Below are 13559 nucleotides of genomic sequence, written 5' to 3'. Positions count from 1 at the left end.
TAAGTCCTGCTTGAGGGAAATAAGATAGAATAAGCATCCTAAATAAAGGGGTTGTTTTAGTTGGCCATTTTCAATAAACTGGCGTTATATTTTGTTATTTTGTATTCTGTTATCATTTTGATAAATACTTATTTAGGAGAAAGTGAACGGCTCCAATCAAATGTCATGGTTTTCTTGATGAATGGATTTGCCTATATTGTCTCTGCTTTGGAAGTAGAAAAAGAAAAACAGATCGTTTTAGAGACCTGAGTTTGTTTCAATCCAATATGGGCCCTTAACTCCTTTATAACAAGGATTAAGACCCGTTTAATCAAACGTTTGATTAGTTTTTTGCGATTATTAATCAAACGTTTGATTAAATCTTAGATCCCTTGACCTTCAAGGTTTTACGCATTTCAATCAAACGTTTGTTTAACTTTCTTCAAAAAAAGGAAGCCTTACAGTGTCGTGATGTAAGGCTTCCTCATTTTAATTATTTATCCTGTCGGGAGTTTCATTTTTTCCCTTAACGCCGTAAGATACTTTCTTACAGTCCCCAACTTCAGCTTTTCATTGAGAGCTTCAGTTTGAACCGGTTCTTCATGCTCGAAGCCATTGAACTCTTCGTCGACTAGTTCTTGAGAAAAGATCTGCTTTCCAGCAATAATGCTTCGAATCGAACCAGCTAACTCCTCACTAGGACTGTCTTTTAGTAGGTATCCTCTTACATTCGCTTTTAAGGCACGCTGCCAATAGCCCTTTCTAGCAAAGGTGGTTAAAATGATCACTTTGCAGCCGTGTGGCTGTAAGATTTCGGCTGCCTCAAGTCCGCTCTTTACTGGCATTTCTATATCCATTAAACATACATCCGGCTTTAAACGATAAACGAGTCTAATGGCTTCCTCTCCATCTGCAGCAAGTCCGACGACTTCTAGATCATCTTCCAAATTGAGAAGTGAACCGATTGCCGTTAACAGCATCTCCTGATCTTCCGCTATTACAATTCGAATCACCTTTGTTCTCTCCTTATCTGGCCAGTAAGTAGTAGGCAGCTGTTCCACTTTGTGAGAGTGGAGTCAGCCTTTTTTATAGTTCTGGCTTTGCCTGAACAGAAATCCTCTTTTTGGCAGCTTCCTTAATGTCTTTAAAGGTTACAAAATTCTTCGCTTTCTCGTCCCAAAGACGGAAACGCAATGAACGGAGACTTGTCGCAAGTGTAATCGTTGGAACATGCTGTAATGGCGATGTACTAGCGTGCGCCTCTTCTAGTTTATAATTAGGAACCCTTGGGCTTAAGTGGTGCACATGGTGAAAGCCGATATTGCCTGTTAACCACTGTAATACTTTTGGCAGTTTGTAGAAGGAACTTCCTTCAACTGCTGCTAATACATATTCCCACTCTTTATCATGCTCAAAATATGAATCTTCAAAGGTATGTTGTACATAGAAAAGCCAAATTCCTGCAGCTCCTGAAATCATGAATATCGAGCCTTGCACGATCAAAAACGCCTGCCAGCCGACTGCCCAGCAAAGTAAAGCAACTAAGGCTACTATGATAATATTCGTTAAATACGTATTGTTACGTTCTTTTGGTCTTGCACCTTTACGGTTGAACCTATTTTTTAAAAGGAATACATAAATGGGACCTAATCCAAACATGACCAACGGATTGCGGTAGAATCGGTAAGCTATACGAGTCTTCAGCGGTGAGGCTAAATATTCATCGACGGTCAGTGTCCAAATATCCCCTGTTCCGCGCTTATCCAAGTTGCCGCTTGTCGCGTGGTGAACCGAGTGTTCGTGTCCCCATTGATCAAAAGGATGCACTGTGAGAACTCCCATAAACGTTCCGAGGATACGGTTAGCTCGGCGGCTCTTAAAAAAGGAGAAATGGGTACAGTCATGAAAAATGATAAAAATCCTTGTTAAGAAGCCTGCTGCAATAATAACTGGAACCAAAGCTAACCAATAAGATACTGATAGGCTAACGTAGGCCAGGTACCAGAGTACAATAAATGGGACCACTGTGTTGAAAATTTGAAAGATACTTTCTTTAGTTGTTGACTTTTCAAACGGAGCGACTTGTTTCTTTAGATTTTTCGTATCATGTAAGGTCATTTATTTAAATTCCTTTCCTTCTTAGTCTTTCTTCAAAGTATAGAGGAAGGTTGATGTACATGTTAGTAGCAGGTGTCATATGACAACCATGATAAATGTCATATTTAAGGTGAATATATTGAAAACGGTGTCAGGCACCGTTGATATTACGCGGTTTTCCGAGATCCACATGGAATAAATTACCTAATAAATTTTTAATTTTTTTTATTGACACCTCCCTTTTAGAGTTTGACTAAAAGAAAAAGGCTGATTCAAAGGTATCCTTTGAATCAGCCTCTTCGCAGCTGTCCGCTATCTTTGTGCATCTGGAATGTACACTGTACACGAATGGTGTCAGGCACCAATTACACCATTTACAACTTCTTGCTATTCTAAATTGCTGTGGCGAGAGAACGCGTCGGTGTTGCTGACGCTGCTTAGCTGACTATACTGCAGGCAGATCGTGTCGAATAACAGGTGTACGCATTGGTCGAATAATGACCCCAGCGGCTGGATTGTTTTTAATTCATTTTCGCGGCGGTATTTTGTAGCTGCCGGAACGTGCAGGATGCTCGAAGAAGCCGCTGCTAGCGGTGAGTCGGGATTGGTCGTTACCGCGATGACCTGGCAGCCAAGTGATTGTGTCTTTTCAGCCGTCCAGACAACACTTTTTGTTGTTCCAGACCCTGATACTGCGACCAAGAGGTCTCCTTCGCCAATCGCAGGAGTGATGGTTTCCCCTACAACAAATACGGCTGCGCCTAAATGCATTAATCTCATCGCAAATGACTTGGCTATTAACCCTGACCGTCCTTCACCAATAATAAAAATCCGCTTAGCCTTTTGTAATTCAACTGCCAAACCTTGCAGATTTTCCTCAGACACCTGACGTAATACAGTCTCAATTTCCTTTAAAATAGTTGAAACAATCATACTAACTCCTCCTCTTGATGGCATACTTGTTTAAACTTTGCGGCCGCTTCAGCAGGATTTTCCGCTTTCGTAATCGCCGATCCAATAATGGCGACAGCTGGATTCATCGTTGCTCTCAACGTACCAATTGACTCTAAGGTAATTCCTCCGGCAGCCGCCATTTGAATGGCCGGTTCAACAAAAGGCTGCCCACTCGTGGTTCCACGATTCTGTGAGCCCGCTTCCTCTTGTTCATCCTTACTAACATGGTCACAAAGAATCGCATCCTTGTATTTCATTAACACCCTCTTTTGTTCTGATGAGGTATTCAATAAATCAATCATCACTTTCTTCTTATATCGACGGGCCACTTCCATACACGCATCGATGGTAACAAGCGGCGCTGCCCCCATGACAGTCGCTAGATCAGCTCCCGCTTCAAAACACATCTCAAATTCATACCTGGCATTATCAATCGTTTTAATATCCGCAACGACGGTTTTCTCTGGAAAGGCCTGTTTCAGTTCCTTGACACTGACAATACCGAATTCTTTGATTAACGATGTACCCACCTCAATCCAATCAATCGAATCAGCGACTTTTCTGGTAAGCTCGATGGCGTCTGCAATCCCCATCCGGTCCAAAGCTAATTGTATTTTCATTGAATAGACTCCTTCACTAAAAGTAAAACGGTTTACTAAATCGGTTTATTAAAAGTATATACCCTTTTAGCATAATTGGATAGAGGGGAGCATCTCCACTCTCCTCTAAACCAACTTACTTGGAAAAACAAACTCTTCCGATGCCCTATCTACTTTATTGATTTGTTCAAATAACAGTTCCGCAGCCTTTGTTCCCATCTCCGTAGCGGGTTGAACAATAAAGGTAATCGGCGTTTCCACGACCTGTGCAAATGGGATATTATCAAAGACAACTAGCTCAATATCCTCGCCAATCTTTAATCCTTTTGCTCTTAGGCACTTAACTACTTCTAAAAATACACGATCATTACCAGCAAAAATCGCAGTTGGCCTTTCCTCCAATGAAAATAGCCTTTCTAGCTTACTGCTCATCCCTGGAATGTCCGATTCAATCACATAGTTTGGATTTATTTCTAGATTGGCAGCTTTCATCGCTTGCTGATAACCCTCAAAACGTTCCTTTCGGGTACTCACCATCAGCGGCTGAACAGCAAAAGCAATCCGCTGGTGGCCGTTTGCCACAAATTGCTGAATGGCACGAAAGGTCGACTCGCGATTATCTGTGACGACCGAAAACACCGGTAGATTTTCTACTTTTCGGTCCATGAAGACAACCGGATAACCTTGCTTTATCATACTTTCATATAATGAATTATTTTGTCCTGTTGGAAAGATAATCAGACCATCCACTTGTTTGGCCCGCAGCATTTCGATGTACTTCTTTTCCTTTTCAGGATCATCATCCGCATTACACACAATTGCATGAAGGTCATGGCCTTGGAAAAAATCCTCAATTGCCCTGCTAACCTCAGTTGAAAAATAGTGCATAATATTGGCAACAATAATCCCGACCATCGAGGTTCGTTTTTGCTTTAAGCTTCTAGCAATATAATTGGGTTGATAACCAAGGGCTTCAATCGCCTCTTCAATCTTCAGCTTTGTTTTTTCACCCATATATTCAAAGCGATTATTTAAATACTGTGAAACTGTACTTTTGGAAACACCTGCTGCTTTTGCAACATCTGCCATCGTCACTTTTTCCATTCTACTCGTCCTCTTTCATTCACTGTCGATGACTTCATTTTAGCGGCAATGCGGTTAATTTTCCAATTTTAAAAGAAAAAAGGATGAGCGCTGGCAAGCTGCCTGCTGTCATCCCTCGTTTCATCTCTAAATTAAGCAGTTACTTTTACACCTGCAGGCTTGCTGTTTCGATCCTTTTTTGCAGCTTTTACAGCCCAAACAGTTAAGATGGCAGAAAGGAATAGAGAACCTGCCATAAAGATATAAGATGCACCAAACCCACCTGTAGTTCCATTTAAGTAACCAACAATATACGAACCAACGAATGAACCTAACGCACCCATACTGTTAATTAGCGCCATTGCCCCGCCGGCTACATTACGAGGAAGGATTTCAGGAATAATCGCAAAGAACGGTCCGTATGGTGCATACATTGCACCCCCAGCAATTACAAGCAGGATGAACGAAATCCAGAAATGACTTGTGCCAAGTGCATAGGAAGCATAGAATGCTACTGCACCGATTAATAGGAATGGCCAAACGAAACCACTGCGATTTAATGTTTTATCAGAGAAATAGGAGGCTGATAACATTAACACAACAGCTAAAATATACGGAACAGATGATAACCAGCCGGTTGTCACAATATCCATGTTTGGTGCCGCTTTGATAATAGAAGGAAGCCACATCACAAAGCCATAAACGCCGATGCTCCAAAGAAAGTATTGAGCACTTAATAAAATGACTGGTTTTGATTTAAAAGCTTCACCGTAGTTTTTAACCGCTTTCAAACCTTCTTGTTCTTTTTCTAGCTGTAATTCAAACTCGCGTTTTTCATCTTCTGATAACCATTTGGCATCTTTTGGCTTGTCATTCACTAATTTCCACCAGATGAATGCCCAGATGATTGCTGGCATTCCTTCAACGATAAACATCCATCTCCAGCCAACGGAGTTTAATAAGTATCCGGATACAATCGACATCCATAGGACAGTGGCTGGATTACCTAAAATTAAGAAGGTATTCGCACGGGAACGTTCTGCTTTTGTAAACCAGTGGCTTAAGAATACAAGCATTGCCGGCATAACAGCACTTTCGACTACCCCAAGTGCAAACCGAATGACGAACAATAGTTTAATATTAGTAATAAGGCCCGTTGCCGAAGCTAATCCGCCCCATAAAATCAAGGACCAGAAGATTAATTTTTTTGCACTTTTCTTTTCGGCATAACTAGCACCAGGTACTTGGAAAAAGAAATAACCTAAGAAAAATAGCGAACCAAGTAATGAGGAAGTACCAGGTGTAATATGGAGATCTTTTGCTAATCCTGCCGCTGCTCCGAATCCATAGTTTGCCCGGTCAAGATAGGCAAGACTATAGGTAATAAAGGCGATTGGAATTAAGCGAAGCCATCTTTGTTTTGCAATTGTTTGTTTCATCCTATTTCACTCCCTGTGTATTTTTTTCTATATAAGCTAAAAGTTTATCTTTTGTCGGATAACCATCATTGTCTCCAGGTGTTTGAACAGCAAGGGAACCAATCGCATTTCCTCTTATCACCGCTTCTTTAATGGTAAGCCCAGCTAATAATCCGCTGATAACCCCAACAGCAAAACCATCACCGGCCCCCACGGTATCTATAATTTTTTCTGCCTTGAAGCCTGGCACCGTTCCTTCTTCAGATGTTGTTTTATAAAATGCTCCCGTGCTGCCAAGCTTTATCACGACTAGCTTAACACCTTTATCAAGATAAAAGGAAGCCATATCACGAGGATCTTTGTAACCGGTTAACATTTCGCCTTCAGAAATACCCGGCAGCACATAATCAACTTGAAAAGCCGCTTCGTTAATATGTTTCACCATTTCTTCTTGTGAATTCCAAAGACTTGGGCGTAAATTGGTATCAAAGGAAACCGTGCGGCCAGCTTTTTTCATAAACGCAAGAGCATGGTTGGCAAATTCTCTTGCCTCGTCCGATATTGCTAACGGAATCCCCGTCATATGCATGTGTTTTGCTGCTAAAAAGTAATCCTCTTTAAAATCAGCTACATTAAGATGACTTGCTGCTGAACCTTTTCGGAAGTATTGAACCTCTGGATCACCTTCGAGCACTTTTGATTTTAATTGGAATCCTGTTGGATATTTTTCATCTAACCATACATGATCGATGTTGACGTTTTCATTTTTCAGCCGATTAATGACGAATTTGCCAAAGGCATCATTTCCGACCTTACTAGCCCAGCCGGCGGAAAGTCCCAGCCTCGCCAGCCCAATCGCGACATTCGTTTCTGCCCCTGCTAGTTCTCTAGTAAACTGGCTTACTTCATGTAATGCGCCCGGCTGATTAGCGATAAACATCGTCATCGCTTCTCCAAACGTAACTACGTCTAGCGGTTTCATCTTACTAACGCCTCCCTTTCTCTTGACATATCGGTAATCATTTGAATAAATTCTTTCGTTTTCTCTTTGGGTACAATTGGAAACTCAAGCGCTTTCACAATATCGGCTGGGAAACTACTCATAACTTGCTTCCAGATGTGTTCACCCTCTCTCTCAAGCGGCACGGTTTCGAGCGTTTCTGTTACCTGTTTCAAATGAAGATAACTTACATATGGTGCTAGTTTTTGAACTGCTTCCTCTACATCCTGTTTTGAATAATACCAGTTACCTGTATCAAAGGTCATTTTGACAGGTACATTTTGGTCGACAACGCTTTCAAAAAAGGCCTGGAGATGCTGAACACTTCCTCCATGAGGTGTCTGATCGTTTTCAACCAAAAGTTGTATATCCTTTTGCTTAGTCAGAAATTTTCCCAGTTCAGCTATATTTGATTTATCTTGCTGGAAATGTCCTAATGAAACCTTTACCCACTTTGCACCAAGGATGACAGCTTCTTGAAAAATACAATTCAACTGATCTTCGTTTAACTGATAATCTTCTTTCCAGCATTCAATTGGAGCTGAATATACAGTGAATAGTCCATATCGATCAATTTCACTCTTTATTTTACCAAGTGGTAAAACTACTGCAGGTAATAATTCTCGACGAATCTCAATCCCATAAGCACCGGATTCAGCAATCAGTTTGACAAATGATGCTTGGCCGTTAGTTGTCACATCGTTGCTGTCAAAAGCATTTAACGGGACAATCACATTTTTCATAATCAAGACCCTTTCCAGATGAAAATTATTCTAAAACGTTTTAGTAAACCGATTTAGTAAATCGATTTATCTGTATTATAAACCCAATGTAAGCGTTTTTGCAACCATAATTTTTTAAAAATTTTCTCGTTTATATAGAATGCCCGGTGTTTGTACTATAATCGTATTAACCAAGCACTTACTAAGAAGGTGATGCGATGACAAACATTAGAGATTTAGCCAAAATGGCTGGAGTTTCTGTAACCACAGTTTCAAGGGTGTTAAATAAACATCCCTATGTAAGCGAGGAAAAAAGAAATAAGGTCTTAGCAGCCATTAAGGAAAGTAATTACCAGCCGAATATTAATGCTGTCCATTTAAGTATGGGCAAGACCTTTCTTGTTGGTGTGGTTGTTCCCTTTATTGACCATCCATATTTTTCTCTCTTAATAAAAGGGATCGCTGCAGAAGCATTAAGACATAACTATAAGCTGGTCTTATTCCAGACCAGCTATGATAAGGACAAAGAATTTGAAGCCCTGCAAATGCTTAAACAAAAGCAGATTGATGGTTTAGTGATTTGTTCAAGGACCTCCAGCTGGGCCACTATTGAAGAATATTTATCATATGGACCCATTACTTTATGTGAAGATACAAGAGGCAGGAATGTCCCTTCTACGTTTGTAGACCATTATCAAGGTTTCATGGCAGCTCTTGAGTACTTATACCAGAAAGGGCATCGTAAAATTGGCTATTGTATCTACCGCAGTTCGGGTACAAATAGCAAAAATAGAGCATTAGCCTATCAGCATTTTATTGAAAAATATCAGCTTCCCTATCATCCAGAATATATTATTACTCGTTGTCTGCACTTTGAGGATGGAAATAAGGTATTAAACCGGATTCAACAATTGTCAAATCCGCCAACGGCTATGCTGCTAACAAGTGATGAGGTTGCAGCCGGTCTTGTTACCAGTGCACAAAAACGCAAGATTTCCATTCCACGTGATCTCGCGATTATTGGTTTTAACAATCAGCCAATCGCACAAATGATGCGGATTACGACGATTGAAATTCCTCTCATCGAGATTGGCAAGAAACTATTTCTACAGGTTGTTAGCGATAGTCATGTGGCTCTCCATCAAGAGATTCCAGCTGCATTAATTGAACGTGAAACTGTATAAGCTTTGTAAAGACTTGACCTGAAGGCACAAGTCTTTTTTTATTATTCCCTTGACCTGAAACGCGTTTCATAAAATATGATGTAGATGCACGACATACAACAACCGTCGGCGTGATCTAACTCACTAGAGCGTAACGACGGTGTTGTGTCTACCCGGAGGTGGCTATATTGACAAAACCAATTGTATTTTTTGATATTGATGGAACATTATTAGATGATAAAAAGTCAATTCCAGAGTCCACGAAGAAAGCTGTTCGGCTGCTCCAGGACAAAGGGATACAGACCGTCATTGCGACTGGCCGCGTTCCTAAGATGTTTTACTGGATTCAAAAGGAACTAAACATTGATTCTTATGTTTCCATGAACGGACAATATGTGGTGTACCGAGGAAAAGAGGTCTACTCCAATCCAATTGACCCTAGTATCCTTCAATCCATGTCTGCTATGGCACTTCGCAATGGCCATGCCTTAGCCTATTGCAGTCATGAGGATTATAAAGTGAATGAAAAAAACCATCCATTTATTGAAGCTAGCTTCGATTCCTTGATGATGCCCTATCCCGAGGTAGATAAAGATTATTTTAATCAATTGTCGATCTATCAAGGTCATTTATATTGCAGCGAAATGGATGCCCAACGATATATCGATTACTTCGCTGATTTCAGTTTCGTCAAATGGCATGATGTTGCCTACGATATTCTCCCGCGCGGTGCTTCAAAGGCAATCGGGATTCAGAAACTTCTAGAAGTATTAGAAATTGAAAAAGAAAATTCCTTTGCCTTTGGGGATGGATTAAATGACATTGAGATGTTGGCATCAGTAGGAACAGGAGTGGCTATGGGCAATGCCGTGCCAGAAGCAAAAGCAGCGGCTGATGTCATTACTACCTCTTCCTCTCAACATGGGATCCTCAATGGACTTTTGAAGGTGGGACTGTTGGAAGAAAGTCTTGCTCTTTAGTACTCGGAGTTAACGAACAGTGCAGGCCACTGTTCGTTTTATTTAAATAGAAACTGAATATGAAAGTATAATAGAGAAAAAGTGAGGGGGGTTTTTTAAAAAAATTTGAGGCTTATCTCATTTTTGTCCTCTTAAGCTCGTCATGTGGACTTTTCTGGTTTAGATCCTTTTCTCATTGTCCTCATGAACGCTCCATGTGGACATACATAGCTTGAATCTTTCTCTCTATGTCCTCATGAGCTCTCCATGCGGACATACATACCTGGATCTTTCTCTTTTTGTCTTCATTAGCTCTTCATGCGGATATACATAACTTTGCTCTTCTTCTTTCTGTCCTCATGAAAACAGCAATTCCTTCAAATGCGAAAAAAAACCTGATTTCCAGATGGAAATCAGGTTTTTAAGTGGGCCTAAATGGACTCGAACCATCGACCTCACGCTTATCAGGCGTGCGCTCTAACCAGCTGAGCTATAGGCCCATATTGGAGCGGGTGATGGGAATCGAACCCACTACATCAGCTTGGAAGGCTGAGGTTTTACCAGTAAACTACACCCGCAATATACATTTTGGAGGCAACACCCGGATTTGAACCGGGGATAGAGGTTTTGCAGACCTCGGCCTTACCACTTGGCTATGCTGCCTAAAAAAATGGCTGGGCTAGCTGGATTTGAACCAACGCATGTCGCAGTCAAAGTGCGATGCCTTACCGCTTGGCTATAGCCCAAAAGTTTTTTTAAATATAAATGGGGCGACTGATGGGAATCGAACCCACGAATGCCTGAACCACAATCAGGTGCGTTAACCACTTCGCCACAATCGCCGAAATATATATCATTAGCAGCTAAAGCTACTCGTATAAAAATGGCGGTCCGGACGGGACTCGAACCCGCGACCTCCTGCGTGACAGGCAGGCATTCTAACCAACTGAACTACCGGACCAAATTGCGGGGGCAGGATTTGAACCTACGACCTTCGGGTTATGAGCCCGACGAGCTACCAGACTGCTCCACCCCGCGATAATAAAAGTTATAAAGTTTGGAGCATGCTCCATGTTTTGTTATTGACTGTCCCCATCTCAGAAAGCTTATTCAAGCAACAGCTCGATGGGTACAACTCGCAGTTTATTCATTGAGGCAACGCTCGTTGCTCCACCCCGCGATAATAAAAGGAAAAAATAAAAAGTTAAGTAAATATGGAGGAGGAAGAGGGATTCGAACCCCCGCGCGGTTTGACCCGCCTGTCGGTTTTCAAGACCGATCCCTTCAGCCAGACTTGGGTATTCCTCCGTATAAAACTATATGGTAGCGGCGGAGGGGATCGAACCCCCGACCTTACGGGTATGAACCGTACGCTCTAGCCAGCTGAGCTACACCGCCATAATCCAATTTTAACCTGCGACTGGTCGGGAAGACAGGATTCGAACCTGCGACCCCTTGGTCCCAAACCAAGTGCTCTACCAAGCTGAGCTACTTCCCGCAAATAAGCGCGCCCGAAAGGAGTCGAACCCATAACCTTCTGATCCGTAGTCAGACGCTCTATCCAATTGAGCTACGGGCGCAAGATAATAAAGTGAATTTTCACTTTCGTAAATAAATCATGGTGGAGGATGACGGGATCGAACCGCCGACCCTCTGCTTGTAAGGCAGATGCTCTCCCAGCTGAGCTAATCCTCCATATTAAGATGGTGACCCCTACGGGACTCGAACCCGTGTTACCTCCGTGAAAGGGAGGTGTCTTAACCGCTTGACCAAGGGGCCAACTATTAAAATTGACAAAATAATAGCCCCAAAGGGGCGAAGCCTGGCAACGTCCTACTCTCACAGGGACAAAGTCCCAACTACCATCGGCGCTGAGAAGCTTAACTTCCGTGTTCGGTATGGGAACGGGTGTGACCTTCTCGCCTTAATTACCAGACTTATTAAATTGAGAGATCATTCTCTCAAAACTAGATAATGTAGAAGAAATGTTGTAAAAACGAGTTCGCTTATTACTATGGTTAAGTCCTCGATCGATTAGTATCAGTCAGCTCCACATGTCGCCACGCTTCCACCTCTGACCTATCAACCTGATCATCTTTCAGGGATCTTACTAGCTTGACGCTATGGGAAATCTCATCTTGAGGGGGGCTTCATGCTTAGATGCTTTCAGCACTTATCCCGTCCGCACATAGCTACCCAGCGATGCCTTTGGCAAGACAACTGGTACACCAGCGGTGCGTCCATCCCGGTCCTCTCGTACTAAGGACAGCTCCTCTCAAATTTCCTGCGCCCACGACGGATAGGGACCGAACTGTCTCACGACGTTCTGAACCCAGCTCGCGTACCGCTTTAATGGGCGAACAGCCCAACCCTTGGGACCGACTACAGCCCCAGGATGCGATGAGCCGACATCGAGGTGCCAAACCTCCCCGTCGATGTGGACTCTTGGGGGAGATAAGCCTGTTATCCCCGGGGTAGCTTTTATCCGTTGAGCGATGGCCCTTCCATGCGGAACCACCGGATCACTAAGCCCGACTTTCGTCCCTGCTCGACTTGTAGGTCTCGCAGTCAAGCTCCCTTGTGCCTTTACACTCTACGAATGATTTCCAACCATTCTGAGGGAACCTTTGGGCGCCTCCGTTACTCTTTAGGAGGCGACCGCCCCAGTCAAACTGCCCACCTGACACTGTCTCCCACCCCGATCAGGGGTGCGGGTTAGAATTTCAATACAGCCAGGGTAGTATCCCACCGACGCCTCCACCGAAGCTGGCGCTCCGGCTTCTCAGGCTCCTACCTATCCTGTACAAGCTGTACCAAAATTCAATATCAGGCTACAGTAAAGCTCCACGGGGTCTTTCCGTCCTGTCGCGGGTAACCTGCATCTTCACAGGTACTATAATTTCACCGAGTCTCTCGTTGAGACAGTGCCCAGATCGTTACGCCTTTCGTGCGGGTCGGAACTTACCCGACAAGGAATTTCGCTACCTTAGGACCGTTATAGTTACGGCCGCCGTTTACTGGGGCTTCGATTCAGAGCTTCGCTTGCGCTAACCCCTCCTCTTAACCTTCCAGCACCGGGCAGGCGTCAGCCCCTATACTTCGCCTTGCGGCTTCGCAGAGACCTGTGTTTTTGCTAAACAGTCGCCTGGGCCTATTCACTGCGGCTCTTCGAGGCTATGAACCCCAAAGAGCACCCCTTCTCCCGAAGTTACGGGGTCATTTTGCCGAGTTCCTTAACGAGAGTTCTCTCGCTCACCTTAGGATTCTCTCCTCGCCTACCTGTGTCGGTTTGCGGTACGGGCACCTGGAATCTCGCTAGAGGCTTTTCTTGGCAGTGTGGAATCAGGAACTTCGGTACTATATTTCCCTCGCTGTCACAGCTCAGCCTTCACGAGAAGCGGATTTTCCTGCTTCTCAGCCTAACTGCTTAGACGCGCATATCCAACAGCGCGCTTACCCTATCCTCCTGCGTCCCCCCATCACTCAAACGATTCTTTGGTGGTACAGGAATATCAACCTGTTGTCCATCGCCTACGCCTTTCGGCCTCGGCTTAGGTCCCGACTAACCCTGAGCGGACGAGCCTT

General features: G+C 43.3%; 11 protein-coding genes, 13 tRNA genes and 2 rRNA genes (1 of these 26 cut by a window edge). 3 read left to right on the top strand and 23 right to left on the bottom strand.

The genetic code is table 11. The features are described 5' to 3' along the window. Positions 1-60 precede the first annotated feature (60 nt). Positions 61-249: a hypothetical protein gene (locus tag L1999_RS03015; RefSeq protein WP_215041527.1), complete on the top strand. Its 189-nt coding sequence runs from the start codon at positions 61-63 to the stop codon at positions 247-249. A 227-nt stretch (positions 250-476) separates the two neighbouring features. On the opposite strand, the gene L1999_RS03010 is transcribed toward L1999_RS03015, so the two are convergent. The 8 genes from L1999_RS03010 to L1999_RS02975 form a co-directional block, all read right to left on the bottom strand. Further along, positions 477-992: a response regulator gene (locus tag L1999_RS03010; protein ID WP_235742154.1), complete on the bottom strand. Its 516-nt coding sequence runs from the start codon at positions 990-992 to the stop codon at positions 477-479. A 73-nt stretch (positions 993-1065) separates the two neighbouring features. Then, entirely contained in the window at positions 1066-2097 is a 1032-nt protein-coding gene (locus L1999_RS03005) for a Delta(5) desaturase DesA (RefSeq protein WP_235742153.1), read from the bottom strand. A gap of 366 nt (positions 2098-2463) precedes the next feature. Next, positions 2464-3033 (bottom strand): 6-phospho-3-hexuloisomerase, encoded by a 570-nt coding sequence (gene hxlB, locus L1999_RS03000; protein WP_235742152.1) that lies wholly within the window; start codon positions 3031-3033, stop codon positions 2464-2466. Then, positions 3006-3650 carry a 3-hexulose-6-phosphate synthase gene (gene hxlA / locus L1999_RS02995; RefSeq protein ID WP_235742151.1) on the bottom strand — a complete coding sequence of 215 codons (645 nt, stop codon included), beginning with the start codon at positions 3648-3650 and terminating at the stop codon, positions 3006-3008. Before hxlA ends, hxlB begins: the two co-directional genes overlap by 28 nt. A 105-nt stretch (positions 3651-3755) precedes the next feature. Then, complete coding sequence (locus L1999_RS02990) at positions 3756-4733, bottom strand: LacI family DNA-binding transcriptional regulator (RefSeq protein WP_235742150.1); 978 nt, start codon at positions 4731-4733, stop codon at positions 3756-3758. Between the two features lie 131 nt (positions 4734-4864). Next, positions 4865-6151, bottom strand: coding sequence for an MFS transporter (locus L1999_RS02985; RefSeq protein WP_235742149.1), 1287 nt, complete (start codon positions 6149-6151; stop codon positions 4865-4867). 1 nt (position 6152) lies between these two features. Further along, positions 6153-7112: a sugar kinase gene (locus L1999_RS02980; RefSeq protein WP_235742148.1), complete on the bottom strand. Its 960-nt coding sequence runs from the start codon at positions 7110-7112 to the stop codon at positions 6153-6155. Continuing rightward, positions 7109-7873, bottom strand: coding sequence for a sugar phosphate isomerase/epimerase family protein (locus L1999_RS02975; RefSeq protein ID WP_235742147.1), 765 nt, complete (start codon positions 7871-7873; stop codon positions 7109-7111). The genes L1999_RS02980 and L1999_RS02975 overlap by 4 nt, the downstream gene beginning before the upstream one ends. Positions 7874-8070: 197 nt before the next feature. Between L1999_RS02975 and L1999_RS02970 the strand changes: the two genes are divergently transcribed. Both L1999_RS02970 and L1999_RS02965 read left to right on the top strand, forming a co-directional pair. Continuing rightward, positions 8071-9036 carry a LacI family DNA-binding transcriptional regulator gene (locus tag L1999_RS02970; RefSeq protein WP_235742146.1) on the top strand — a complete coding sequence of 322 codons (966 nt, stop codon included), beginning with the start codon at positions 8071-8073 and terminating at the stop codon, positions 9034-9036. 158 nt (positions 9037-9194) lie between these two features. Next, positions 9195-9995 (top strand): Cof-type HAD-IIB family hydrolase, encoded by an 801-nt coding sequence (locus tag L1999_RS02965; RefSeq protein ID WP_430540002.1) that lies wholly within the window; start codon positions 9195-9197, stop codon positions 9993-9995. A gap of 405 nt (positions 9996-10400) precedes the next feature. Here L1999_RS02965 and L1999_RS02960 read toward each other — a convergent pair. The 15 genes from L1999_RS02960 to L1999_RS02890 form a co-directional block, all read right to left on the bottom strand. Beyond that, positions 10401-10474: transfer RNA gene (locus L1999_RS02960), tRNA-Ile, on the bottom strand. A gap of 4 nt (positions 10475-10478) precedes the next feature. Continuing rightward, positions 10479-10552: transfer RNA gene (locus L1999_RS02955), tRNA-Gly, on the bottom strand. A gap of 11 nt (positions 10553-10563) precedes the next feature. Beyond that, positions 10564-10637: transfer RNA gene (locus L1999_RS02950), tRNA-Cys, on the bottom strand. An 8-nt stretch (positions 10638-10645) separates the two neighbouring features. Then, positions 10646-10720, bottom strand: a tRNA-Gln gene (locus L1999_RS02945). 20 nt (positions 10721-10740) lie between these two features. After that, positions 10741-10816: transfer RNA gene (locus tag L1999_RS02940), tRNA-His, on the bottom strand. Between the two features lie 42 nt (positions 10817-10858). After that, positions 10859-10935: transfer RNA gene (locus L1999_RS02935), tRNA-Asp, on the bottom strand. A 3-nt stretch (positions 10936-10938) separates the two neighbouring features. After that, positions 10939-11012 (bottom strand) — tRNA-Met (locus L1999_RS02930). 177 nt (positions 11013-11189) lie between these two features. Further along, positions 11190-11282: transfer RNA gene (locus L1999_RS02925), tRNA-Ser, on the bottom strand. 13 nt (positions 11283-11295) lie between these two features. Continuing rightward, positions 11296-11372 (bottom strand) — tRNA-Met (locus L1999_RS02920). Positions 11373-11395: 23 nt separating this feature from the next. Beyond that, positions 11396-11472, bottom strand: a tRNA-Pro gene (locus L1999_RS02915). Between the two features lie 8 nt (positions 11473-11480). Next, positions 11481-11554: transfer RNA gene (locus L1999_RS02910), tRNA-Arg, on the bottom strand. Between the two features lie 39 nt (positions 11555-11593). Beyond that, a tRNA-Val gene (locus L1999_RS02905) sits at positions 11594-11669 on the bottom strand. A gap of 9 nt (positions 11670-11678) precedes the next feature. Further along, positions 11679-11753 (bottom strand) — tRNA-Glu (locus L1999_RS02900). A 41-nt stretch (positions 11754-11794) separates the two neighbouring features. After that, positions 11795-11910 (bottom strand): 5S ribosomal RNA (gene rrf, locus L1999_RS02895). A 78-nt stretch (positions 11911-11988) separates the two neighbouring features. After that, positions 11989-13559: ribosomal RNA gene (locus tag L1999_RS02890) — 23S ribosomal RNA — on the bottom strand; it runs 1364 nt beyond the window's last position.

The sequence above is a fragment of the Neobacillus drentensis genome, assembly GCF_021560175.1.
GTDB classification, from domain to species: domain Bacteria; phylum Bacillota; class Bacilli; order Bacillales; family Cytobacillaceae; genus Neobacillus; species Neobacillus drentensis_A.
This window is presented reverse-complemented; position numbering and strand designations above follow the sequence as displayed.

What these genes read in the sequence shown, in the direction of transcription:
- L1999_RS03005 (WP_235742153.1), bottom strand. Translation starts at nt 2,097, where the DNA reads ATGACCTTACATGATACGAAAAATCTAAAGAAACAAGTCGCTCCGTTT.
- hxlB (WP_235742152.1), bottom strand. Translation starts at nt 3,033, where the DNA reads ATGCCATCAAGAGGAGGAGTTAGTATGATTGTTTCAACTATTTTAAAG.
- hxlA (WP_235742151.1), bottom strand. Translation starts at nt 3,650, where the DNA reads ATGAAAATACAATTAGCTTTGGACCGGATGGGGATTGCAGACGCCATC.
- L1999_RS02990 (WP_235742150.1), bottom strand. Translation starts at nt 4,733, where the DNA reads ATGGAAAAAGTGACGATGGCAGATGTTGCAAAAGCAGCAGGTGTTTCC.
- L1999_RS02985 (WP_235742149.1), bottom strand. Translation starts at nt 6,151, where the DNA reads ATGAAACAAACAATTGCAAAACAAAGATGGCTTCGCTTAATTCCAATC.
- L1999_RS02980 (WP_235742148.1), bottom strand. Translation starts at nt 7,112, where the DNA reads ATGAAACCGCTAGACGTAGTTACGTTTGGAGAAGCGATGACGATGTTT.
- L1999_RS02975 (WP_235742147.1), bottom strand. Translation starts at nt 7,873, where the DNA reads ATGAAAAATGTGATTGTCCCGTTAAATGCTTTTGACAGCAACGATGTG.
- L1999_RS02970 (WP_235742146.1), top strand. Translation starts at nt 8,071, where the DNA reads ATGACAAACATTAGAGATTTAGCCAAAATGGCTGGAGTTTCTGTAACC.